The organism is Planctomicrobium stercoris (assembly GCF_051465655.1).
Lineage (GTDB): Bacteria > Planctomycetota > Planctomycetia > Planctomycetales > Planctomycetaceae > Planctomicrobium.
The window spans coordinates 1875396-1898830 of record NZ_CP195791.1 but is presented as its reverse complement, the minus strand read 5'-3'; the positions used below and the strand labels follow the sequence as shown (position 1 = coordinate 1898830).

The 23435-nt window shown below is 56.7% G+C and carries 18 protein-coding genes; 13 read left to right on the top strand and 5 right to left on the bottom strand.

What is annotated here, in order from left to right:
• Nucleotides 1-187 precede the first annotated feature (187 nt).
• Both SH661x_RS07825 and SH661x_RS07820 read right to left on the bottom strand, forming a co-directional pair.
• Nucleotides 188-1270 carry a pseudouridine synthase gene (locus SH661x_RS07825; protein WP_437229672.1) on the bottom strand — a complete coding sequence of 361 codons (1083 nt, stop codon included), beginning with the start codon at nucleotides 1268-1270 and terminating at the stop codon, nucleotides 188-190.
• Between the two features lie 252 nt (nucleotides 1271-1522).
• Nucleotides 1523-4333 (bottom strand): efflux RND transporter permease subunit, encoded by a 2811-nt coding sequence (locus tag SH661x_RS07820; protein WP_437229670.1) that lies wholly within the window; start codon nucleotides 4331-4333, stop codon nucleotides 1523-1525.
• A 473-nt stretch (nucleotides 4334-4806) separates the two neighbouring features.
• Between SH661x_RS07820 and SH661x_RS07815 the strand changes: the two genes are divergently transcribed.
• The 8 genes from SH661x_RS07815 (at nucleotide 4807) to SH661x_RS07780 (ending at nucleotide 12522) form a co-directional block, all read left to right on the top strand.
• Nucleotides 4807-5253 carry an RbsD/FucU family protein gene (locus tag SH661x_RS07815; protein WP_437231179.1) on the top strand — a complete coding sequence of 149 codons (447 nt, stop codon included), beginning with the start codon at nucleotides 4807-4809 and terminating at the stop codon, nucleotides 5251-5253.
• A gap of 87 nt (nucleotides 5254-5340) precedes the next feature.
• Entirely contained in the window at nucleotides 5341-6156 is an 816-nt protein-coding gene (gene kdsB / locus SH661x_RS07810) for a 3-deoxy-manno-octulosonate cytidylyltransferase (protein ID WP_437229668.1), read from the top strand.
• 148 nt (nucleotides 6157-6304) lie between these two features.
• Complete coding sequence (locus tag SH661x_RS07805) at nucleotides 6305-7921, top strand: CTP synthase (RefSeq protein WP_437229666.1); 1617 nt, start codon at nucleotides 6305-6307, stop codon at nucleotides 7919-7921.
• A gap of 65 nt (nucleotides 7922-7986) precedes the next feature.
• Nucleotides 7987-8352, top strand: a complete 366-nt coding sequence (locus SH661x_RS07800) for a four helix bundle protein (protein WP_437229664.1) — start codon at nucleotides 7987-7989, stop codon at nucleotides 8350-8352.
• 103 nt (nucleotides 8353-8455) lie between these two features.
• Nucleotides 8456-10513 carry a methionine--tRNA ligase gene (gene metG / locus SH661x_RS07795; RefSeq protein ID WP_437229662.1) on the top strand — a complete coding sequence of 686 codons (2058 nt, stop codon included), beginning with the start codon at nucleotides 8456-8458 and terminating at the stop codon, nucleotides 10511-10513.
• Between the two features lie 118 nt (nucleotides 10514-10631).
• On the top strand, nucleotides 10632-10835 hold the full coding sequence (locus SH661x_RS07790) for a hypothetical protein (protein WP_437229660.1): 204 nt from the start codon (nucleotides 10632-10634) through the stop codon (nucleotides 10833-10835).
• Nucleotides 10823-11143 carry a type II toxin-antitoxin system RelE/ParE family toxin gene (locus tag SH661x_RS07785; RefSeq protein WP_437229658.1) on the top strand — a complete coding sequence of 107 codons (321 nt, stop codon included), beginning with the start codon at nucleotides 10823-10825 and terminating at the stop codon, nucleotides 11141-11143. The genes SH661x_RS07790 and SH661x_RS07785 overlap by 13 nt, the downstream gene beginning before the upstream one ends.
• Nucleotides 11144-11277: 134 nt before the next feature.
• Nucleotides 11278-12522: an LL-diaminopimelate aminotransferase gene (locus SH661x_RS07780; protein WP_437229656.1), complete on the top strand. Its 1245-nt coding sequence runs from the start codon at nucleotides 11278-11280 to the stop codon at nucleotides 12520-12522.
• A gap of 47 nt (nucleotides 12523-12569) precedes the next feature.
• Here SH661x_RS07780 and murG read toward each other — a convergent pair whose 3' ends face one another.
• Together murG and SH661x_RS07770 are read right to left on the bottom strand one after the other, a co-directional pair.
• Entirely contained in the window at nucleotides 12570-13679 is a 1110-nt protein-coding gene (gene murG / locus SH661x_RS07775; RefSeq protein WP_437229654.1) for an undecaprenyldiphospho-muramoylpentapeptide beta-N-acetylglucosaminyltransferase, read from the bottom strand.
• Nucleotides 13680-13808: 129 nt separating this feature from the next.
• Nucleotides 13809-15572, bottom strand: coding sequence for a tetratricopeptide repeat-containing sulfotransferase family protein (locus SH661x_RS07770; protein ID WP_437229652.1), 1764 nt, complete (start codon nucleotides 15570-15572; stop codon nucleotides 13809-13811).
• Nucleotides 15573-16142: 570 nt separating this feature from the next.
• Here SH661x_RS07770 and SH661x_RS07765 point away from each other — a divergent pair.
• Complete coding sequence (locus SH661x_RS07765) at nucleotides 16143-16604, top strand: PepSY domain-containing protein (RefSeq protein WP_437229650.1); 462 nt, start codon at nucleotides 16143-16145, stop codon at nucleotides 16602-16604.
• A gap of 300 nt (nucleotides 16605-16904) precedes the next feature.
• Here the strand turns inward: SH661x_RS07765 and uvrB are convergent, their stop codons facing one another.
• Nucleotides 16905-19013 (bottom strand): excinuclease ABC subunit UvrB, encoded by a 2109-nt coding sequence (gene uvrB, locus SH661x_RS07760; protein WP_437229648.1) that lies wholly within the window; start codon nucleotides 19011-19013, stop codon nucleotides 16905-16907.
• Nucleotides 19014-19702: 689 nt separating this feature from the next.
• On the opposite strand from uvrB, the gene SH661x_RS07755 reads away from it, so the two are divergent.
• From SH661x_RS07755 to SH661x_RS07740, 4 genes are all read left to right on the top strand, one after another.
• On the top strand, nucleotides 19703-20647 hold the full coding sequence (locus tag SH661x_RS07755) for a DUF1559 family PulG-like putative transporter (RefSeq protein ID WP_437229646.1): 945 nt from the start codon (nucleotides 19703-19705) through the stop codon (nucleotides 20645-20647).
• A 247-nt stretch (nucleotides 20648-20894) separates the two neighbouring features.
• The gene (locus SH661x_RS07750; RefSeq protein WP_437229644.1) at nucleotides 20895-21338 is read left to right on the top strand and encodes a hypothetical protein; all 444 of its coding nucleotides are present in this window, start codon (nucleotides 20895-20897) and stop codon (nucleotides 21336-21338) included.
• A gap of 38 nt (nucleotides 21339-21376) precedes the next feature.
• Entirely contained in the window at nucleotides 21377-21910 is a 534-nt protein-coding gene (locus SH661x_RS07745; RefSeq protein WP_437229642.1) for a sigma-70 family RNA polymerase sigma factor, read from the top strand.
• The gene (locus tag SH661x_RS07740) at nucleotides 21907-23391 is read left to right on the top strand and encodes a LamG-like jellyroll fold domain-containing protein (RefSeq protein ID WP_437229640.1); all 1485 of its coding nucleotides are present in this window, start codon (nucleotides 21907-21909) and stop codon (nucleotides 23389-23391) included. Before SH661x_RS07745 ends, SH661x_RS07740 begins: the two co-directional genes overlap by 4 nt.
• Nucleotides 23392-23435: the final 44 nt, after the last annotated feature.

The following is a 23435-nucleotide window of genomic DNA, read 5'->3' as shown; positions in this document are numbered from 1 at the left end:
CGTGTAGACCACCAGACAGGTCTGATTGCAACGATTCAAGATCCGGGAGTTCTTGAATCACACAGCGCGAGATGACAGGCCTCCTGCGGCTGCGCCGTCCAGACTTTGTCTGGGGCACCCGGGGGAGTTGTGGGTCGCGGTCGAGAAATTTTATCGGGGGGGTGATGCCCCCCGCTCGCTGTGATGTTTATTTGGGTCGGCGGCCTTTGCCCTTCGGGCCTCGGCTGGGACCGGATCCGCGACCGGGTCCGCCGGGGCGAGGTGACTTGCGATCCTGTGAGCGCGCTGCCGGGCCGCCAGTGCGCGAGGGTCTTTCACCCCGCTCTTCCCGCGGCTTCCCCGTCGGTGTTCGCCCGACAGCCTTGCGTGGCCATTTGCCTGCTGGTGCTGCGGAGGCCCCCGGCCCGGCACTGGTTCGACCGGCGGGTCGGCGTTCGCTGGTGCCGACCGGTTTCTCGGAACGCGTGCGTGCCTGTCGACGCTCTTCCGGGGTGAGCAGTGCATCCCCCTTCTGATTTCGATCCAGCACTGCATGCAGCTCGCCGAGTTCTTCGCGTGACAGGTCGCGATACTCTCCCATCGCCAATCGGCCGAGGCGCAGCGGTCCGTACCCAATGCGTTCGAGCTTCATCACCTTGTGGCCGACACGGGCAAAGAGCCGGCGGATTTCGCGGTTCTGCCCTTCGGTCATGGTGATTTCGACCCAAGTGCTGTCCTTCTGTTTCTTGATCGGCTTCACCCCGTGGACTCGAAACTTCCCTTCGGTGAAGAAGAGACCTTGGCGCAGCTGTTCGAAGACTTCAGCCTTGGGCTGCCCGGCGACCTGGGCGCGGTAGAGTCGGAAGATGCGATAACGGGGATGAGCGAGCTTCTGAGCCAGATCGCCGTCATTGGTGACCAGCAGCAGGCCAGTCGTGTTTTCATCCAGCCGACCCACAGTGAAGAGTCGTGGCCCTTCTTCCGGGAACAGATCGAGCACAACGCGGCGGCCTTGCGGGTCTTCTGACGTGCAGAGAAACCCCGACGGCTTGTTGAGCATGAAGTATTTTTTCCGCTCCACTTTCAAACGTTCGCCGTCCAGGCTGACGGTCTGCGTGGAAGGATCGACGGTGGTTCCCAACTCATTAGCGGTGCGGCCATCAACTTCAACCCGGCCGGCGGTAATGAGTTCTTCGCAATCGCGTCGGGAGCCGAGCCCACACTGGGCAAGAAATCGCTGCAGACGAATCGGTTTGAAGCTGGGGGGAACGGAATCTTGCGGGGACGACATGGGAGGTCTGTCTGTTCGGCGGTGCCCGTCACGGGTTTCGCGTTGAATGAATGCCGTCAGGTCCACCCGGACCAGATTTACGGCGAATCGACGAGTATAGCAGATCGAGAGTCCGGAGCGGAGAGTGCCGGGCCAAGAGTTTTCGTTGGCGATGTTGCGGACGGATTTTGAACAAATCCCCGCCGATTCTTGCACTCGGAGAGTGCGAGGTACGTGCGCTGCACTCTCCGAATGCAGCATTCTCGTCCAGCTCTACCCCGCAACCCGAGGCTGCTCAACTCCATTCCCGACAGGGGCGAAGTGCGGAGCGGGAACGGGCAGATCCCCTGAGGTTTCGACAACGGGGCGAATTTCACCCCGTCGCTGCAGGCCATTCTGAATGATCTTCCCCATCGGTCCGACAAGCAGTGCCGGAAGGAGAATGATATCTCCCAGCAGAGCCGTTCCGATGAGCGCGGCCATCAGCCATCCGAATCGACTGATCAATAGAAGCTCAGCCGGGAACAAGACCAGCAGGCCAATGCCGACGGCTGCACTGGTCTGCCACATCGCTGGCCCGCAGTGAGCCAACGCAGCCAGGACCGCCTGTTGGCGAGTCATTCCCTTGCGAATTCCATCCTGGAACCAGGTGAGAAGGTGCAATGTTCCGTCGACCGAGATCCCCAGAGCGATCGACGCGGTGACCATCGTCCCGATATCGATCCGCTGACCGCACCAGGAGACCAGTCCAAAGACCATCAGGACGGGGAGAATATTGGGGAGCATGCTGATAGCTCCAGCCACAAAATCTTTCAGCACCCAGATCATGACAGCAGCGATGAGGCCGAATGCCATGACGAAGCTCCAGATCAGGCTATCCAGTACGGCCCGCTGGGTCTGCAGAAAGAGCGGCACGGTTCCGGTCACAAAGTGGTCAATTCCCGTGGTGCCAGCCGTGACCTGTTTGACACAGTCGTGAAGCTCCTGCGTGAGAATTCCGTAGTCGACGTCGTTGACGATGGAGCATTGAGCGTTGATGCGCCACAGTTCATCCGCACCAGCCCGTTTGGGGTCATCAGGACGCGGGGTCCGATTGGACATGGCCAGCAGTTCGCCAGCCCCTTCGGACTGACCTAACTTCACACGGTCTTCTGTTTCGTGCGAACGGCGGTTGTAGACAATTTTGTCGCGAGGACTGGATTCCGCGCCGGGAGGATCACGTTGCGGCAGGAAATCCGCGAGAGAGACGGTTCCGCTCACCTCGGAATGGGCGCGAATGTTATCTTCAATTCGGCGGACCAGTTCGAGCCGTTCGAGGAAACGGGTCGACTTCTGAGCCTCTTCATCGAACCGCACCACGATTTCCACCGGACAGATTCCCGCGAGAGAATCTTCCATCCATTTGAAGTCCTTGACGACCTGACTCTTCTCCGGGAAATACCGGATCACTTTGGTTTCGACCTGAAACCGCATCAGGCCGGCGGTACACAGCAGGCTCAGTCCGATCGAGAGTGTCATGGTCAGCCGCCAGTTTCGGCACATGACTGCCCCGAAGGATCTCCAGAACCGGGCATCCACTTCACCGGGACGAACGCGAACCTGCGGCATCATCTGCAGCAGCGACGGCAGCCCGTACAGAATCATGCCGACGGAGATCATCGTCCCGATCGATGCATAGATACCGAAATCACGGACGGGAGCCAGCTGGCTTCCTCCCAGTGAAATCAGCCCCAGAGCGGTTGTCAGCGAGGCGAGCATGCAGGGCTCGTACGCCATCTTCGTCGCGCGGGTCACAGCTGTTTTCGGATCTTCCCAGACCGCGTGTTTCCAGTAGTTCGCAATGTGAATCGCCCCGGACAGGGAGAGCACCATCAGCAGCGTCGGCAGCACCACGAGAACCATGTTCATCGTTCCGCCGGAGAGTGGAACCACTGCCATTCCCAGCAGTGCGGAGTAATAGGCCACTCCCACCACCAGCAGACCCAGTTTCACGTTTCGCAGCGAAATCAGTGCGAAGATAATCCCGACCAGGCCGGAAAGGCCGATGACCGATTTCCCGAACGGCGATGGCGCCTGCGGGTTGAAGGCGGCCCGGATCACAGCGGCATTCAGTTCAGCGGTCAAAACGGGGCTTCCCCCCAGAACCACTTTTTCCGCGGGGACGAATGACTGAATCGCGGCCTTTTTAATGGCGTTCATCGCCTTGACCGGTTCCGCCACCCCAGCGTCAGAGAGGCCGACGACGACTGCGATCGGGGAAACGGCATCGACAAAGCAGTCCTCCACAAGCGGCTCTCCCGAGGCGGCCGTCTGGGATTTCGTCCAGCTGATGAACCGCTGCAGCAAGTCCGGGTCGGCGGACATCTCCTGCCAGCTAATCTGGAAATCATGAGGAGCTGCGACTGCTGCTGCAGCCAGTTCCGGGGCGACCGCCGATTCACCAAACCGGGCCTGTTGTGCCTGAAATGCCCCCTGCTCCAGCGAATTCGGAGTCCAGGGTGCCAGCGGCTTCTGAATCTGAACGGAAAGCCCCAGCTGTCGCTTGGCGTCCGCAGTGATTCTTTCGAGGAACTCTTCCCGCTGAGCGTCCCCTGCCGAGGTCAGTCGGACTTTCAGGGCGCCACGGCCGATCATGGTCCCCTGCAGTCTCCGGACCGCTTCGGATTGATCGACTCCCAGCTCGGTCATACGGGTGAGCAGGTTTCCTGCATGCATGACGGAGCTGACATAGGGAACCCCGCCACGACGGACCCCGTCCTCATCCACTTTTCCATGCAGTTCGCCGATCAGGATGGGGAGTCTGGGGTCGTCCAGCGTGCTCCCTTCCCAGGTCAGGAACATCACGTGCTGTCCCGGAAAATGTTCCCGGCACCACGCATACTCGAGTGCACTGGGGTCATTTGCCGGCAGCCATTTTTCGACGTTATTGTCGAGTCGGACATGCCGCAGCGAGAAGATGGCGACCGGTGCCAGAAACAGAATGAGGGCGAGAACCCAGAGTGAGAGTCCCTGGCCCCAGGGATCTTTCTTTTCGAAGAAGCTGGGCCGTGTCGATGTTCCGGCGTCGGATCGGACGTTGTTCACTGACTGTCCTTAACCTGCTCAATGGTTGCACGCCCGTGACTGCAGCACTCCGAAAGGGGAGAAGTGATTGCTGCGTTCTAATGAGATCGACTCGAAGTGGCCGGGAATTTGCAATTCCTGCGATCGAACAGCAATTTCTGCGATTCGCCTGCGAAGGTCCTGCATGAGGAACCAACTGGCGGAAAAGGATGGATTCCCCCGGTCAGGAAAGAGAATCCGTCTGGCTTCTCATTTTTCATATTTTTTGCTGAGAAGACCTGAATGACGTTCAATTCGCAGAGTGTGAAGGCCATCAAGCGGGGTTCGCGCAGTATCATCGTCCGTCGAAAATCGCAACAACGAACGTTTAGCTGCACACTTCAAATGTGCAGCTAAACGGGATGACTCGAGAATTCCCCGGCAGCGTGGTTCTGTGGCGACTTCAGTTGTTAAACTCCCGGCATTGCCGTCATCCCCCCCCAGATGGAACTCATATGCTCAAGCAGACGCTCATTCATCCTCAGATCAATCAGATTCTGGCCCGGGCCGGTCACCATTCCAAAGTGTTGATCGCGGACGGCAATTACCCGGCGTACAACACGCTCGGTCCGAATGCGGAACTCGTCTCGCTGAACCTGTCTCCGGGCCTTGTGAGCTGCACACAGGTCCTCAAAGCCCTGCTCACCGCCATTCCCGTCGAGGCCGCCAACACGATGGGAATTCCTTCTGACGATCCCTATGCCCTGCAGGGAGATCCACCGATCTGGAACGAGTATCGCACCATCCTGAAAGAGGCCGAACTCGACATCGAACTCGTCCCGATCCAGAAATGGGATTTTTACGAGGCGGTGGCCAGCCGGGACCATATTCTGACGATCCAGACCGGCGATCAGGCACTCTGGGCCAACCTGCTGCTGACGATCGGAGTGAGGAAGAGTTGAGTGTCGAGAGCTGAGTGTTGAGTGTATAAAAGCAGGGATCGGCAGTTTTTCGGACATCAGTTTGGCTTCATTGCAGGATGGATACCTTTGGCAGATTCACTCAACACTCAACACTCAACGCCAAATTCATCACACATCGTCGGGATCATTCCGGCGCGGCTGCAGTCCTCCCGCCTGCCGGGGAAGATGCTGCTGCGGGATTCGGGGAAACCGCTGATCCAGTACGCCTGGGAAGCTGCCAGTCAGTCGTCCCGGCTGAATGAAGTGATCATCGCCACCGACAGCGAAGAGATTGCGAACGTGGCACGGGGGTTCGGTGCCCGAGTCGCCATGACGGGGGATCACCCCAGCGGAGGGGACCGCATTGCTGAAGTCGTCCGCCGGGAGTGCGGGAACGCCACACTTGTCGTCAATATTCAGGGGGATGAGCCGGAACTGGAACCATCTGTGATCAATGATCTGGTCGATTCCATGCTCCAGCGACCCGACGTGGAAATGGGGACATTGGCGACTCCCATCACCGAAATGGCGGTTCTTCTGGACACCAGCTGCGTAAAGGTGGTCTGCGCCGCCGACGGCCGGGCCATGTACTTCAGCCGTTGCCCGATTCCTTTTTATCGCGACGGAAATCCTCAGGATTTGCTCAATCCCCCGGAGGAAATCGCGGCCCTGCAGAGAAGTCCCTGGTTGCTGCATCTGGGGATCTATGCGTATCAACCCGACTTCCTGCTCGCGATCACCAAAATGCCACGGTCCCGATTGGAGCAAATGGAGAGTCTGGAACAACTTCGGGCTCTGGAAGCAGGGGCGTCGATCCTGGTGAAGGTGGTCTCCCACCGATCCGTTGGAATTGACACCGCTGCCGATTATGCTGCGTTCCTGGAGAGACAGAAGAACCGTTGAAAGTGCGGCGAGCCGGAGGTGTCAGCCTCCGGATATCTCGAAATCGGAAGGCTGACGCCCCCCGCTCGCCATTTTCGATTTGATCCACAGCCCCCGGCGAGGCGTCGGGGGCTGTCCATTTTTGCAGGTCAGAAGAACAGGAAGACAGATGACGAAACATATCTTCGTCACCGGAGGAGTGGTCAGTTCGCTTGGAAAAGGTCTGACGTCAGCGTCAATCGGCCTGTTGCTGGAGCGTCGCGGGCTGCGCGTCCGCATGCAGAAAATGGATCCGTATCTGAACATCGATCCAGGGACGATGAGCCCCTACCAGCACGGCGAGGTCTATGTCCTCGACGACGGCTCGGAAACAGATCTGGATCTGGGTCACTACGAACGGTTCACGAAAAGCCCCCTCTCTTCGCAATCGAACTTCACGACAGGGCGGATCTACCGCAGCGTCATCCAGAAAGAACGACGCGGCGAATACCTGGGAGCCACCGTTCAGGTCGTTCCGCACATCACGGATGAAATCAAATCACACGTTCTCCAGCTGGCCGGACCGGACGTCGACGTGGTCATCACGGAACTGGGAGGAACGGTCGGCGACATTGAAGGTCTCCCGTTTCTCGAAGCGATTCGACAGATCCCGCTGGATATCGGGAAACAGAACTGTCTGTTCATACACCTGACCCTGATTCCCTACCTGAAAGCAGCTCGCGAGGCCAAAACCAAGCCGACCCAGCACAGCGTCGGCCAGCTCCGCACCATCGGGATTCAGCCGGACATCCTCATCGTCCGGACCGAACGCCCGCTGGGACGCGAAAACGCCGAAAAAATCGCTCTATTCTGCAATGTAGAGAAACAGGCGGTCATTGAAGAGACCGACAAGGAATTCTCCATTTACGAAGTTCCTGTCGGACTGGCCGAACACGGCCTGGATAAGCTCATCTGCGAAAAGCTCGGGCTTCCCAAGGGAGAGGTCAAACTCGATGACTGGTACAGCCTGCTGAACAACATTCGCAACCCACAGCACGAAGTCACCATCGGCGTGGTCGGAAAGTACATCGAGCATCGTGACGCCTACAAGTCGATCTACGAATCGCTGACCCATGCCGGCTTCCATCACACAACCCGGGTTCTCATCAAGAGAATCGAAGCGGAAGAGTGTGCGGATGGGGACCTCGATCATCTGCTGGGGAGCGTGCACGGCCTGCTGGTCCCCGGCGGCTTCGGATACCGCGGTATCGAAGGGAAGATCAAAGCGATCCGTTACGCCCGCGAGAAGAAGATTCCTTTCTTTGGAATCTGTCTGGGAATGCAGTGTGCGGTGATCGAATATGCCCGTAACGTTCTGGGTTGCACAGAAGCCAACAGCACCGAATTTGCCCAGGACACTCCGGACCCGGTGATCTGTCTGCTCGAAGAGCAGAAGACCGTCACCGACAAAGGGGGAACAATGCGTCTGGGAGCCCAGCCTGCCCTGCTACAGGAAGGTTCACGGGCGTATCAGGCCTACGGAAAAGCAGAAATCGTCGAGCGGCACCGCCACCGCTACGAGTTCAATCCGCAGTACCGTGAGCGGCTGATCGAGAAAGGAATGATCCCCTCGGGAACCAGCCCCAGCGGAAATCTGGTCGAGATTGTGGAGATTCCGGACCACCCGTGGTTCGTGGCCGTGCAGTACCATCCGGAATTCAAGTCGTCGCCGTTGGAACCGCATCCCCTGTTCCGCGACTTCATCGGAGCAGCACTGGAACGGCAACGCGTTCAGAATGCCTCGTAGGCAAATCCGAAAATCGAAATCCGAAAATCGAAACAAAATTCAAACTTCAATTTTCAAAATCGAAAATGCCTCCCAGTGATGGGCAACCGAAATATGATCTCGAAGAGCGGACATTTCAGTTCGCGAAGCAGATTCGTCTCTTCGTTCGCCAATTACCTCGCACAATTGGCAACATTGAAGATGTGAAGCAATTGGTAAGAGCATCTGGATCCGTTGGAGCGAACTATATTGAAGCCAATGAGTCTTTAGGTAAAAAAGACTTTCAGATGAGAGTTCGGATCTCTCGGAAGGAAGCAAAGGAGTCACGTTATTGGCTGCGTCTGCTTGATACAGGGACTGAGATCTCAGTGGACGAACTACGACAGAGCCTGATGCAGGAAGCAACAGAACTCATGCTGATCCTCAGTTCGATCCTGCGAAAGTCCGAATAATCAACAGTTTCCTTTGATTTTCTGATTTTGAATTTGTTTCGAATTTCGTTTTTCGGATTTCGAATTTCCCCATCGAGACCATTTGTCCCCGCGATCACGTTTTATGTCCAATCGCCGTATCCTTGTGACCGCTGCCCTGCCCTATGCCAACGGGCACATCCATATCGGGCATCTGGTGGAATACATCCAGACCGACATCTGGGTCCGTTTCCAGAAGCTGCGGGGGAACGACTGCCGATATTTCTGCGCGGACGACACCCACGGAACCGCGATCATGATTCGCGCCCGTCAGGAAGGCCGCAGCGAAGAGGCTCTCATCGCCGACATGCGGGCAGCTCACGTCCGGGACTTCGGCAAATTCGATATCGAATTCGACAACTACGGCTCGACCAACAGCGAAGAAAACCGCGAACTCTGCCACGAATTCTGGAAGGCCATTCGCGCAGCGGGTCTGGTCCGGGAAAAAGAGATTGAACAGCTCTTCGACCCTGTTGCCCAGACGTTTCTCGCGGACCGGTTCGTCAAAGGGACCTGCCCGAAATGTCAGTCGCCCAATCAGTACGGAGACAGCTGCGACAAATGCGGCAGCACCTATTCCCCCGCTGATCTCATCGATCCGAAGAGCACGCTGAGCGGCGCGACTCCGGAGCTTCGAAAAGCGATTCATCTCTTCGTCGAGATCGAACAGCTGCATCCGTTTCTGGAAGAATGGACGCAATCGGGCGAGCACCTTCAGCCCGAGATTGCCAACTATCTCAAAGGGCACTTCCTCGGTGATCCGCTGCGGGACTGGGACGTCTCCCGCCCGGCCCCGTACTTCGGATTTGAAATTCCAGACGCTCCCGGCAACTACTGGTACGTCTGGTTCGACGCTCCGATCGGCTACATCGCCAGCACCTGGGAATGGTGCAAGAAGAACGGAGAAGACCTGCTTGAGTGGTGGAAGAACGCCAATTCGGAAGTTCACCACTTCATCGGCAAGGATATCACCTACTTCCACACATTGTTCTGGCCGGCGATGCTCAAGACTGCTGGCTTCAATCTGCCGGAACGGGTCCACATTCACGGCTTCCTCACCGTGGATGGCGAGAAGATGTCCAAGTCCAAAGGGACGTTCATTCAGGCGACGACTTATGCCGAGCACCTGGACCCAGCGTATCTGCGATACTTCTTCGCCTCCAAGCTCAGCAGCCGCGTGGATGATATCGATCTGAATTTTGAAGAGCTGAAGACAAAGGTCGACTCCGATCTCGTCGGCAAGGTGGTGAACATCGCCAGCCGCTGTGCGAAGTTCGTCGCCAATCAACCACTGTCCGAATCCTATCCCGAAGACGGGGGAATCTTCGCTCAGGCAGCCGCTTCCGCAGACAGGATCGCAGCGTTCTACGAAAGCTGTGATTACAACGCAGCGATGCGCGAGATCATGACGCTCGCGGATCGGGCAAATCAGTACATCGAGGCCCAGGAACCCTGGAAGATCGCCAAGGACCCCGCACGGGGGGCAGAGCTGCGTGACGTCTGCAGCGTCGGATTGAATCTCTTCCGACAGCTGGCAATTTATCTTTCCCCCGTCCTTCCACAGCTGCGAAGGCAGACGGAAGCCTTATTAAATTATCCCATCTCCCACTGGGACCAGGCACAGACTCCGCTGACTGGAACTGTGGTGAGCGAATACCAGCACATGCTCAAACGCGTGGACACCAAACAGGTCGAAAAAATGATTGAAGATTCGAAAGAGACTCAGAACCCTGCAGCACCCACCGCCGACGTTCCTGCGACGTCCGCGTACAACGACGGTCCCGAGCCGATTGCCAAAGAGCCGCTCGTGGGCGAGTACTGCACGATTGATGACTTCATCAAGATCGACATGCGGGTCGCCCGGGTCATTGAAGCGGGTCATGTGGAAGGGGCTGATAAACTCATTCAGCTGAAACTGTCGCTGGGCGGAACAGAAACCCGCAACGTGTTTGCCGGGATCAAGAGCTGCTACAACCCGGAAGATCTGGTGGGTCGACTGGTGATCTGCTGCTCGAATCTGGCTCCGCGCAAGATGCGGTTCGGTGTGAGTGAAGGGATGGTTCTCGCCTGCGGCCCGGGCGGCAAGGAGATCTTCCTGCTGAACCCCGACGACGGCGCCAAACCAGGCATGCGTGTCCACTAGAGTCCGACCAATTCCGAAATCAACTTCAATTGTGAAGCTCGCACGCGATATGATTAGTAATTGAACCTTCTCCCCCGCTCTCCAGATTGGGAACGTTCCGGACAGTCGTGAGGTCATCATGATTCAAGGCAAATTTGCGGAGTCTCCCAAGAAAACTCTTGCTGACCTGTTGGCGAGTCTGCCAGAGTCCGTGAGCTGGGATGAAATTGAATATGCCATCTACGTGAGGCGGAAAATCCAGGAAGGACAATTGGCGGTCGAAAAGGGTGAATACTGTTCGTCAGAAGAAGCGAGGAAGCGGCTTCAGCGATGGCTCAAGTAAACTGGACCGCTCCTGCTCTTGCCGACCTTGCGTCTGTTGCTGAGTTCGTTGCCACACATTCGCATGCAAATGCAGTCGCAATCGTTGAGGCCGCGTTTCAGCGGGCAGACGAAAGAGAACACTTTGCTGAAGCAGGTTCTATCGTTCCGGAATTGAACGATCCCTTAATTCGCGAAGTGATTGTCAAAGACTCCTTTCGGCTGATTTACGAGATCAGACAACAACAGATTTTCGTCGTGGCGTTCGTCCACTGTTCCCGACAGCTCGGATCCAGATTTCTTGATATTCGGAGTGACGACACGCAGTAGTGATCGAATTAGATGAAGCCCCACTGCTGACGCCAACAGAGCATCCCTCCGGGACGGCTGCTAAACGAGTTTTCGCAACTCAACCTATGACTTACTAACTCCTAACCCCTGACCCCTGACCCCTACTCCCCCCCATGCCACAGATCAACGACAGCTACCTCAAGCTCAAAGCCGGTTACCTCTTTCCTGAGATTGGTCGGCGTGTCACCGCGTTCTGCCAGCAGAATCCCAGTGCGAAGGTGATTCGACTCGGGATCGGTGACGTGACGGAGCCGCTCCCTCCCGCCATCATCGAAGCGATGCACAAGGCGGTCGACGAGATGGCCAGCCGGGAGACGTTCCGGGGTTACGGACCGGAACAGGGATACGATTTCCTGCGGAACGCGATTGTCGAAAACGATTATAAAGCGCGCGCCTGCGACATCGCTGCCGATGAGATCTTCGTTTCCGACGGCTCCAAGTGTGACACCGGCAACATCCTCGAGATCTTCGGACTCAAGAACTCCGTGGCGATGCAGGACCCTGTCTATCCGGTGTATGTCGACACCAACGTGATGGCAGGACGGACCGGGGCTGCCGACGATCAGGGACGCTATGAGGGGCTGACCTATCTCCCCTGCACTGCGGAAAACGATTTCACTCCCGCGCTGCCGACCCAGCCGGTCGACATCATCTATCTGTGCTATCCCAACAACCCCACCGGAGCAGTCGCCTCGCGGGAAACACTCACGAAGTGGGTTGAGTACGCCAGGCAGACCGGCGCTCTGATTCTCTTCGACGCTGCCTACGAAGCATACATTACTGACGAAAGCGTGCCGCACTCCATCTATGAAATTCCCGGTGCCCGGGACGTCGCCATCGAATTCCGCAGCTTCAGCAAGAACGCGGGATTCACGGGAACCCGCTGTGCATTCACCGTTGTTCCGAAGAGCGTGATGGGAACGACGCAGGATGGGAAACAGCAGGCGATTCATCCCCTGTGGAACCGTCGCCACACCACCAAATTCAACGGAGTTCCGTACATCGTTCAGCGAGGGGCCGAAGCGGTTTACAGCCCTGCCGGAAAAGCACAGATCACCGAGCTGATCCGCTTCTATCTCGAAAATGCCCAGATCCTGCGAAACGGGCTGGAATCTGTCGGCTTCGAAGTCTTCGGCGGCGTGAATGCCCCGTACATCTGGCTGAAGACCCCCAACGGCCAGAGCAGCTGGGAGTTCTTTGATCATCTGCTGCAGAAGGCGAACCTCGTCGGGACCCCCGGCAGCGGCTTCGGTGCCAGAGGCGAAGGTTACTTCCGACTCAGCGCCTTCAACAGCCGCGCGAACGTGGAAGAAGCGGTTGTCCGGATCAAGCAGTTGTTTGGTCGACTGATGGCGTAAGAAGCGTTGAACGTTGAGCCGCACACGGATGTGTGCGGCTTTTTTTGTTATCGGAAGACTGTCTGCTTCACCGTTGCCTGAATCAGATCGGCAACGCGCTGGGCAGCTTCGGGTTCCGCGACGTTTCTCATCGCCTGCCCCATGATCTTTCGCTGCAGCTTGTCTTCGATCAGAGTGTGGATCGCCGTGGCGAAATCTGAGTCGAAGCGGCTGGTCCCCTGCTCGATCATGTAAGCCGCTTTTCGTCCGACGAAGTGCCGGGCGTTGATCTGCTGATGGTTTCTGAGTGAACGCGGATACGGGACGATCACTGCCGGCAGCCCGGCGCAGGCAATCTCCGCCAGAGATGTCCCGCCGGCCCGCGTCACGATGATTCCGGCTTTCTGATAAGTCTCGGGCATGTTCTCAAAGAAGGCAGAGACCTCGGCTTTCTGCTTCATCTCTTTGTATGCCTTGCGAATTCTCTCGCAGTCGCTGTGCCCTGTCTGGTGGAGAATCGTCCAGCCTTTGAGAAGCTCAGAGTGTTCAGCAGCGAAGCGGAGCATCGCTGCGTTGACCGCTGTCGCCCCCTGACTCCCCCCCAGCACCAGGATGCGCTTCCGCGAAGCTGCCGATTTGGGAGACATCTGTGCAATCGCCGCCCGCACCGGATTGCCGGTGAACTCGGTTTTGATGTTCTCCGGAAGGAATTGCCTCGTTTCAGAAAAGCTGAGGCATACCGTTCGGGCAAAGCGTGCGAGGAAGGAGGTCGCCCGGCCCGGAATGACGTTCTGCTCCATCAAAAAGATCGGTCTTTTTCGCCATCGACCCGCCAGCACACCCGGCACGCTGCCATATCCCCCTGTCCCCAGCAAGACCGGTGATGGGAGTGACTTGAGAACCTTGGACGCGTGAGCGGTCGCCCTCCACAGCGATTTCAGTGACTGGACCGGATGGCGTCGAAAGCTGGGGCTGTCCACAGCCGGCAGTGCAATCTGCTCGGCGCCATGCTGATCGAGGATGGCCCGGTCGATCGAACGCTGTCCCGTCAGAAACAGGATCCGCTGTGGGGCGAGCGGTCGCTGCTGAAGTTCTTCAACCACCGCCAGAGCGGGAAATAGATGTCCCCCGCTGCCGCCGCCGCAAATCACCAGACTCCATTCAGAAGGTTGCAGCATCGTTGAAAGAGATCTCGACTCGACCAGGGATACGGAGTGATATCGTATCAATCCGCAGCCAAAAACAGAGTCTGAATCGAGGATTCCACGGAAGCGGGCCGTCGAGAGGCCCGGAGATCGGCCGCCTTGTCAGGTCATCTCACCGAACGCCTGCAGCAGTTCGCCGATGTGTTCCCGGTAGTTCACCCAGCGACGCCTGGAGCCGGTGTGGATCGGCTGTCGTACCTGCCAGCTGCTGGCGGTTCGAATGGAACGATCAGCAGCATGGGACTGCAGACACGCATCATCCCATTCCAGCCCACAATGCTCGATGAGCCGCCGCGACTGAGCCTCGGGAGTGGCCACCAGATCCTCATACTTCACATCCAGAATGCGGCCGGGAAGAACAGAGTGCCAGTGTTTCATCAGCTCTTCATAAGCTCGGTAGTAAGCGACCAGATGTGACAGGTCGTAGGCGTACGGGAGCCTCGCCGTGAAATGCTGAAAGTAACAGGACAGGCAGGTGTCACGCGGATCGCGGACGCAGTGAATGAGGGTCGCGTGCGGAAAGCATGTGGCAATCCACCCCAGCAACAGAAAGTTGGCTGGCATCTTGTCGGTGAAGCGGCGCTTCCCTTCAGCGAGAGAGATTCCCGCCAGATAGTCCGCAGTGATCCCATGAATATCCGCCTGAGTCAGTCTGCCTGCTGCCAGCGCGGACTGGTTCTCACACCCAAGAGACGCTTCGTACTTCTGCACCGCCTGGCCCATCTCTTCTCGCTCACCCAGACCTTGAACGTGGGGATGGGACGAAAGAATCTGCTCGACCAGCGTGGTTCCCGAACGGGGCATCCCCACGATAAAGACCGGTGCAGAGGTCTCTTCACCCCAGCTGGATCGCGACTGAAGGAACTCGTGTGACCAGCATCCGATCACCTCACGAATCTGCTGCCGATGCAGCTCTGCGTCGAACGTCACCGGGACAAGCTGATTCCCCTGCCGATAATGTTCGAACGCAGTGGTGTAGTCTCCAAGGTCATCGTGCGCTTTCCCGAGTGCGAAGTGGAGGTGCACAGCATCATCATTGGTCGAGAGTCGCGAACGGGCGATCGATTCCCACTGCGCGAGCTGCTCCCGGTCTTCCTCTTTGAACTTTCGAATCGAAGAGAGATTGAACAGCACCTTTGCCGGTTGAGGATGCAACGGGAGGGCCGACGCGTAACGAGCCCGGGCTTCAGCAAACTCTCCGACATCAACCAGCGTATTGGCGAGATTGTAGGCAATCGTCGGGTTTGCAGCCCCACGATCAACGACGCTGCGAAGTAACTCGATCGCCTGATGAGTCTCCCCCTGCTCGCGAAGAACCGAAGCGAGATTCACCGTGGCAACGAGATTCTCCGGATCGTGTTGAAGAACAAACCGGTAGTTTCCGGCTGCGGAATCAAGTTCCTTCAGATCCTTATGCACATTGCCCAGGAGAATCCGGGCTGCCAGATAATCGGGATTCAACTGCAGTGCCTGACGCAGGCAGTCCAGAGCCGGAGTCGTTTCTCCCATCTGCAGCAGGGCATCACTCAGAGAAGTCCACGTTCCGCAATTCACGGGGTCGAGCCGCAAGGCCTGTTCGAAGCTGAGAACAGCTGCCGAAAAATCCGCAGCTGCCTGAAACGCTTCGCCGAGATTCCGGTGATAGCCCGCAACTCCCGCATCCAGCTGCACTGCCCTTTTCAGAGAGTCGACGGCAGCTGGCACGTCTCGCAGCTGGAGTTTCGCGACACCGGCGAGATGCCAGGCCGGAGCATACCCCGGCTCCATATCAAGAACCTGCTGGTAGTGTGCCAGTGCCTCTTTCAGCAGCCCCTGCATGTGCAACGAACGCCCCTCCGCCAGCTGGGTTTCAACCTTCTGAGGCACGCAGACTGTCCGCGAAGTTCCACTCGGGAGATCGGAACCGGCAACAGTGGCAGTTCGTTCAGGCACACGGACTCCTTCGGCAATTTCTGCAGCTGACAGGTTTCCAGTCTCGCCCCTCGGCGAGGATGCCAGCTGTTGATATGAATAGTATCGGTTGTGCCGAATCCCAACGTGCCTAATTTTGGGGACGAAATCACTCTCTCGGGATATGAAAAATTCTCAAACTCAGAAGAGGCGAATTCAATGCACCCTGTGCGCGAGAAAAAGGACTAAAACGCAGAGATCGCCGAGGCCGCAGAGAAAGTTGGAGAAGAAGGATGCCAGATTTTCAGTAATCTCACATCTCACTTTCACATGGGACGGGCAAGCGTCCGTGAAAAACAGATTTCTCCTTTGTGTCTCTGCGAACTCCGCGATCTCTGCGTTTCAAAATCTTCTCTCCCGCATTCGCTGTCTCCAAGATGAAGCGGATTTTATCTTGGGCTCACCAAGGCCTTATCAGTCTCGACGAGAATGAAACCTGTCGACGGGAGAGACCTGTCACTCGCATAAGCATTCAAGAGGAGAAGGATGATGAAGACTGGATTCGGAACAGTTCTGGCTCTGATGGGTGCGGTGACCACTGCTGGCATGGCAGCTGAAATGCTGCCAGCGAAGTCGCTGCCACTCTCAAAAGTTCTTGCCACACTGGAGCAGCAGGGCCTCACCTCAATCGTGGAAGCGGACTTCGACAACGGAATCTGGGAAATCGAAGGAATGAGAGGAGATCGTCCGGTCGAACTGCATGTCGACCCCCTGACCGGCAAAAGCCACGGCGAGCATCCCGACAGGATCGATTCCTTTCCCCCTGCAGGACTCAAGTCTGCAGCAGCGATTGCGAAGTCGATCGAGGCTGCCGGGTATGCTGCGATTCTGGAACTCGACTGGGAACACGATCACTGGGAGGCAGAGGCGATCAGTGCTGCCGGCCATCGCAAACTGCACGTCGCGCCGGACACCGGCAAAGTCATCTCAGACCGGGCAGATGATTAGTGATGCAGATTGTTTTCAGAGCACGCTGCGTGAGCAAGTGCATCGAGTCGCATCCACTGGATCATCCTGATGAATTGAAACGCAGAGAACGCCGAGTGCGCAGAATAGGAAGGGTATTCAGCTTCGGGACCGATCAGTGCTTCATTCATCACGAAGTCTCGAAACAGAGAAGTCTCAACGAAGAATCGCTTTCTCCTTTTTCTTACTCTGCGATCTTCGCGATCTCTGCGTTTCAAAATCTTCTCTATTGCCTTATCAGCTTCGTCGAGAGTGCACTCGCCCACGCTTCGTGCTTTGATTTTATTCCCGCTTCGGCCGAGGGACGCGACCGCGAGAGCCCTTGCCGCGTCCGCGCCCTTTCTTCGCTCCTCGCTCCTTTCGCCCTGAAGTTGCGAACCCCGGGCTGTCCGCATCCCCCACCAGAACTCCTTCCCCCGCGTCCATCTTCCGCTGCAAATCGGTGATCCGGTCCCGGAGCGACGCGGCCCGTTCGAACTCCAGATTTTCGGCAGCATCCAGCATCTCCTTCTCCAGAGCTGCCAGATATTCCTGCGTCACGAACTGCGCATCGCTGGAAATTCCGACCGCGTCCTGTTCGATCTTGCGTGCCGAAATTTCGTCTTCGATGCCGCGGCGGATCGCCTTCTTGATCGTCTCGGGAGTGATGCCATGCTCAGCGTTGTAGCGAAGCTGAATCTCACGACGACGATTGGTTTCATCTATCGCCCGCTGCATGCTCTCCGTCACCGAATCCGCATACAGAATTACTTCCGCATTCACGTTTCTCGCTGAACGTCCAATGGTCTGAATCAGACTGGTCTCGCTTCGCAGAAATCCTTCCTTGTCCGCATCGAGAATGCAAACCAGCGACACCTCCGGCAGGTCGAGCCCTTCCCGGAGCAGGTTCACCCCGATGAGAGCATCGAATTTCCCTTCACGCAGCTCGCGGAGAATCTCCATACGCTCGATCGCATCGAGCTCGCTGTGCAGCCATTCGCACCGGATCCCCTCCTCTTTCAGATACGTCACCAGATCTTCCGAAAGACGTTTTGTCAGCGTTGTGACCAATGTCCGTTCGCCGCGCTCGGTCCGCAGTCGAATCTGCTCCATCAGATGCGGAACCTGTCCTCTTGCGGAACTGATGGTGACCACCGGATCGACCAGCCCGGTCGGGCGAATGATCTGTTCGACAATCTCCCCTTCCGCCTGGTCGAGTTCCCAGTCAGCCGGAGTCGCGGAGACGAAGACCGTTTCGCCCCGCCGTTTGTCCCACTCTTCGAACTTCATCGGGCGATTATCGAGAGCCATCGGCAGACGGAATCCATGTTCCACCAGCGTCCGCTTGCGAGCCTGGTCCCCGTTATACATCGCCCGCACCTGCGGCACCGTCTGGTGTGATTCATCGACGATGAACAGAAAATCTTCCGGGAAGAAGTCATACAACGTCGCAGGAGGTTCACCCGGTTTGCGCTTTGCAAGAGCTCGTGAATAGTTTTCGATCCCCGGACAGAAGCCGACCTCTTTCAAGAGTTCCATGTCATGCCGCGTCCGGGCTGCCAGCCGCTGAGCCTCCAGCAGCTTCCCCGCTTTCTGAAAAATGGCCAGCTGCTGATGAAGCTCTTCTTCAATCTCCTGCATCGCTTCATCAATCCGGCTTTGCGGCAGCACGAAATGCTTGGCGGGATAGATATAAATATCCTGCAGGTTCTTGCTGCTGGCACCGGTCACGGGATCGATGATCGACAGCTTGTCGACCTCGTTCCCCCACAGCTCGACACGGTAAGCGAACTCTTCGTACGCAGGCCAGACTTCGATCACATCTCCTCGGACACGGAACTTTCCCCGCTGAAAATCGTAGTCGTTCCGGTCGTAATGAATATCGACAAGCTTCAGCAGCAGCTCATCCCGATCGATGGTCTTCCCCACGTTGAGCGGGACCATCATCGCCAGATAGTCCTTCGGCGAACCGAGGCCGTAGATGCAGGAGACACTCGCCACCACAATCACATCCCGCCGCGAGACCAGAGCACTTGTCGCCAGCAGCCGCAGCCGGTCGATCTCTTCATTGATGCTGGAATCTTTTTCGATGTAGATATCCCGCTGGGGAATGTACGCTTCCGGCTGGTAGTAGTCGTAGTAGCTGACAAAGTAGGCGACTGCATTGTTCGGGAAGAACTCCCGGAACTCGCCGTACAGCTGAGCTGCGAGGGTCTTGTTGTGGGCAAGAATCAGGGTCGGCCGCTGCACCTGCGCGATGACGTTCGCCATGGTGAAGGTCTTGCCGGTCCCGGTCGCCCCCAGCAGGACCTGCGACCGCTTCTTCTCCTTGATTCCGCGTACCAGAGACTCAATCGCCTTCGGCTGGTCCCCGGCCGGGGCAAATTCAGAAACAAGCTCAAACTGGGGCATGAGAAGATCTCAGTGTACTGATGGACAGATGAGATGCTATTCTAGCAACAGCGAGCCGGCGGTGAATGGGGATTGAAAAAGAACTTCTACAACTCACAGTTCGGGTGCGACTGCTCTGCAAGGCAGTGCCCGATCTCAATAGACGAGCCAGACATGTGGATCACGCCGCACGATCATGCGGGTTCACTGGACGAATCGATTTCCAACAACTGACAAACGAAGACGAGCACCGCTCACAGTGACTTGCAGAGCGGTGGCACGCAGCAAAAACAAGAAAGTCAGGCATTGAGCGGGAGGTTCCCTGCGTCCCGGGTTTCGCGAGCTCGCACCAACCCTAGTCGACCTGCCACTGATTTTCATGTGCAGTGCTCTGCGAGTCTCACAGATCACTGGTACGCGGGATTCCATCCCGGGATTCCCGCTAGACTGAAGGCTGCTCTATCGAATTTTGAGAATCCAAACATATTCGTATCAACTTATAGTGAAGCACCTTGCGCGCGAACAAGGACTCGTGTGTGAAGCAGCCCCGGAAATGGATCAGGAATTTTGCAGAGAGGTGGAATACCCATCTGGCGAGGTCTATTGAGTCGGTTCATCTCACAACTTTGCATTTCCCGTCGATTTGAATCTGGCCTCTATCAGTTGTCCTTCAGTTGTCCTTCGTCCTGGTATTGAAAAGGTCCACGTCCATGATCCATCGTTCACCGCGACCTGCATTCACTTTGATCGAGCTTCTTGTGGTGATCGCAATCATCGCGGTCTTGATTGCACTACTGCTCCCTGCGGTGCAGCAAGCTCGGGAGGCTGCTCGACGATCGCAATGCAAGAACAATCTCAAACAGATTGGACTGGCCATTCATAATTACATCGACACCTACAAGACCCTTCCGATCGGATCCAGAGTTGACGCTGGTCCAGACTATGCTTTCGGGACTTCCTGGTGGGTCGGGTTATTGCCCGGACTGGAGCAAACCGCGTTGTTCAACAAATTCAATTTCTCGACGACCTACACTGGCTGGGCAGGAAATAATGCGATTCTTCCCGAGGCACCGATTCCAGTTCAGATTTGTCCTTCCAGTACCATGCCCCAGGGAACGCTTCCTCCGTTCATCAAGTCCACTTACATTGGGATCAGTGGTGCAACTGGCACATCCACCTACACGGAATCCCGTATCGGTGAAGTCAACGGCAACCTCGCGGTCGGGGGCGCACTCGTCCTCAATGCTGCCACGAAACTGCGGGATATCACGGACGGAACCTCAAACGTCATGATGGTCAGCGAGGCAGGCGGCTTTGTGATCGCAAACACCGGGAACAGGTACTATATCGGTGGTAGCGGGGATCATGGATGGGCCATGGGGAGCGATCTTGCTGGGGACTTGCCTCCATTCACCGGTGGGACACGTGCATTCAACATCACGACCGTGATGTACGCTCCAAACAGTCTTGACATGCATCGCCTGGGAATCGGTACCAACTGGGGGCACAATAATCCACTCAATTCGGCTCACACCGGTGGTATCCATGGTCTGTTCAGCGATGGGCACGTAACCTTTATCAATAACAACATCAACATGGACTCGCTCAAGTACATCTGCATTCGTGACGACGCGCAGGTGGTTGGTGAGTTCTAGGATGTCGGAATTGGTCTCTGCATGCATTCTGTCAGGCAGACATGGTGTTCGTGTCTCCGTGACGTGTGCTAAAGCCCGGCCGAGTTTTCTCTGCTGATCCCCCCTGCGCCTTTCTGACCCGGGGGGAGACTGACTCTGCTGTCGGACAGCTGAATGAGAGCTTCCAATCACAGGCAACGCCCGTCGCTGGTTTCCACTTCCGAATTGTTTTGCAGTCTGATGAAGCGCTTGCTGGAGGGAGTTGAATATGCTGATTTTCCCGCGATATTTTCTGACTGTGTTTCTGCTGGGTTGTGTCGTTCCGCTCGGATGTTCAGGAACGGCGGCAGTTCCCCAGATCGGCGGGGTCACCGGAACCGCCTCTTCCAACAATCAACCACTTCCTGAAGGAACGAGCCTGATCTTCTTCGTGAAAGGTCAGGACGATAATTTTTTGACAACTGTTCAGGCAGACGGTTCATTCCATTACAAACCGTACACTGGAATTCCAGTCACACCAGGTATGTATCAGGTGGTCGTGACGCCACCCGCGCGGGCCATGGTCACGAAGGACGGTTTGTCGGTCCCGGATCCAAATGGGCGTCGGGACTACCCGGAAATACCGCAAAAATATCGTTCAAAGAAGACCACTCCCCTCGAATTTGAACTTGGACGTCAGACATCCGAACTCCAGATTGTCCTGAACAAGTAATCCGGGCACGGGAATCGAATTTTAAAGGCGTCGCGAATATGCAGTCTGCCGCAGAACGCAATGGCAATTTCCTTCGGGTCTTTACCCAGCATCATGTCGCCATACAGTCGTTTGTTCGACGCCTCGTGCCCTCAAGAAGCGACGCGGATGACTTGCTGCAGGAAGTTGCGGTCGTGCTCTGGGAGAAGTTCGACGATTTTCAGCCTGGAACTGATTTCAAGGCGTGGGCTTTCCAGATCGCGAGGTTCAAGATTCTTTCCCGCCTGAGGGATTTGAGCCGGAACAAAATTGTTCTGGCCAATGAAGTTGTCGAACTTTTGATGGCCGAGGCCAGTCAGGAAGAAGATTCGCTGGAACAACAGCGTGAAGCCCTGCAAATCTGCTTCAAGAAGATCGGTTCTCGACATCGGAAACTTCTGGTGTCAGCGTATCAGCCGGGGGTCAAGATTCACGAGGTCGCCAAAAAAAGCGGAAAATCGGTTTCTGGGTTTTACCAGTGGTTGAACAAGATACGGCAGATGCTCTTCGAGTGCATTCAGAGCGCCTTGGCCCAAGCGGAGCTGCTCCGGTGAATGACGAGCTTTTCGAACTGCTTGTTCTGAACTACGCGGACGGAGCCGCGTCGGCCGTGGACGTTCAAAGGCTCAACCATCGCCTGCTGACTGACCGAAATTCACGCAGGCGCTTTGTCAGAATTCTGAACCTGGATTCAACACTGGGACTCATCGCCGAGGAAGCTGCGTTTGACCTGCCGAACAGACCAGCGAACAGACTAAGTCCCCATAGCAGCTTTGGCAGTCGAACGAATTCCCGGTTCACAGTCGCATCGGCGGCTCTGTTGCTGGTGGTCTGTACTTGTGCGTGGTGGTGCCTTGCTCCGGCACATTGCGCGACCGTCGACAGCAGTGTCCCACGATCGGGGTTACCGCCGGGAACCGTCATCGGACAGGAATGGCACGACATCGGATCGGGCACCATTTCACTGTTAACTGCGAAGAAGGCCCGAGTCGTCATCGAGGCTCCCGCGACCTTCCGCTTTGAAACGGCTCAACGGCTGCGTCTGGAGCGGGGTCGTCTGGCTGCCAGAGTTCCCCCGAGCGCCAAATGGTTCACCGTGACAACGCCGTCCGGAAGAGCTGTGGATCTCGGGACAGAATTCGGAGTTGATATCCCTAAACCGGGGGAGGCGGAGATCCATGTTTTTCAGGGTGAGGTCATTGCTGAAACTTCGGGCGGCCTGAAGAACCAACATCTGCACGATGGGGATGCCATCCACTTGTACAGGGGAACGGGAGCACCGCGGACCTTGCGGAAAGGGGCATTCATTCAGCCTGGTGAGATCACCTCCCTGCATGCCGCGCTCGCGGCAGGGCAGCAGGAAAAGTGCGGCGAAGTACTTAGAAGGCTTCAACAGGACCCCGCCTTGATCGCGCTGATCGACTTTGAGTCAGATCTCAAATTCAGCGGTCAGTACCGCACTGTTCAGGGACGCTGGCCTGGGTCCAGAGCACTTGAGTTTGCCCATCGGGGTGACCATGTCCGACTTAACATCGGCGAGGAGAAGACCTGGACGCAGATTTCTCTCGCCGCCTGGGCCCGAATGGATCAGCTGAAAGAGCCGTTTCAATCACTGTTCCACGTCGATGGCTGGCACGGAGAGAATGATTACGGAAAAATCCACTGGATGGTCACTCATAACAAGTCATTGCGGCTGGGGGTCTGCGGCAATTATAAAATCGGTGGTGGTCCAGACGACCGCCACGAGGCAGACTCACGTGACCCTGACCTTTTCGATCGTGGAGCGTGGATGCACTTCGCAACGGTTTATGATTCCGAGCAAAAGTTTGCCAGAGTCTACTTGAATGGAATCTTGAGCAACGAAGTACGATACGATGTTGCCTATCCCGCAGTATTAGGCTCCTCACAGTTGGGGAACTGGAATACACAGGATCGCACTCTGAGCGGTCGGATTGATGAAATGTTAATCCTGGGGCGGGTCATGAATGATGAAGAGATCCAAATTCTCTTCGACGCCGGCAATCCCTATCACTGACCGAAGTTGGCACCCTGACTGACGCTGGCCGCCGTTCAGGCCGG

Excerpts from the sequence above, each read along its gene's own strand:
- murG (WP_437229654.1), bottom strand. The coding sequence starts at position 13,679 with ATGCTGCAACCTTCTGAATGGAGTCTGGTGATTTGCGGCGGCGGCAGC.
- SH661x_RS07765 (WP_437229650.1), top strand. The coding sequence starts at position 16,143 with ATGATGAAGACTGGATTCGGAACAGTTCTGGCTCTGATGGGTGCGGTG.
- uvrB (WP_437229648.1), bottom strand. The coding sequence starts at position 19,013 with ATGCCCCAGTTTGAGCTTGTTTCTGAATTTGCCCCGGCCGGGGACCAG.
- SH661x_RS07785 (WP_437229658.1), top strand. The coding sequence starts at position 10,823 with ATGGCTCAAGTAAACTGGACCGCTCCTGCTCTTGCCGACCTTGCGTCT.
- SH661x_RS07780 (WP_437229656.1), top strand. The coding sequence starts at position 11,278 with ATGCCACAGATCAACGACAGCTACCTCAAGCTCAAAGCCGGTTACCTC.
- SH661x_RS07750 (WP_437229644.1), top strand. The coding sequence starts at position 20,895 with ATGCTGATTTTCCCGCGATATTTTCTGACTGTGTTTCTGCTGGGTTGT.
- metG (WP_437229662.1), top strand. The coding sequence starts at position 8,456 with ATGTCCAATCGCCGTATCCTTGTGACCGCTGCCCTGCCCTATGCCAAC.
- SH661x_RS07825 (WP_437229672.1), bottom strand. The coding sequence starts at position 1,270 with ATGTCGTCCCCGCAAGATTCCGTTCCCCCCAGCTTCAAACCGATTCGT.
- SH661x_RS07815 (WP_437231179.1), top strand. The coding sequence starts at position 4,807 with ATGCTCAAGCAGACGCTCATTCATCCTCAGATCAATCAGATTCTGGCC.
- SH661x_RS07800 (WP_437229664.1), top strand. The coding sequence starts at position 7,987 with ATGCCTCCCAGTGATGGGCAACCGAAATATGATCTCGAAGAGCGGACA.
- SH661x_RS07755 (WP_437229646.1), top strand. The coding sequence starts at position 19,703 with ATGATCCATCGTTCACCGCGACCTGCATTCACTTTGATCGAGCTTCTT.
- SH661x_RS07790 (WP_437229660.1), top strand. The coding sequence starts at position 10,632 with ATGATTCAAGGCAAATTTGCGGAGTCTCCCAAGAAAACTCTTGCTGAC.
- SH661x_RS07745 (WP_437229642.1), top strand. The coding sequence starts at position 21,377 with ATGCAGTCTGCCGCAGAACGCAATGGCAATTTCCTTCGGGTCTTTACC.
- SH661x_RS07805 (WP_437229666.1), top strand. The coding sequence starts at position 6,305 with ATGACGAAACATATCTTCGTCACCGGAGGAGTGGTCAGTTCGCTTGGA.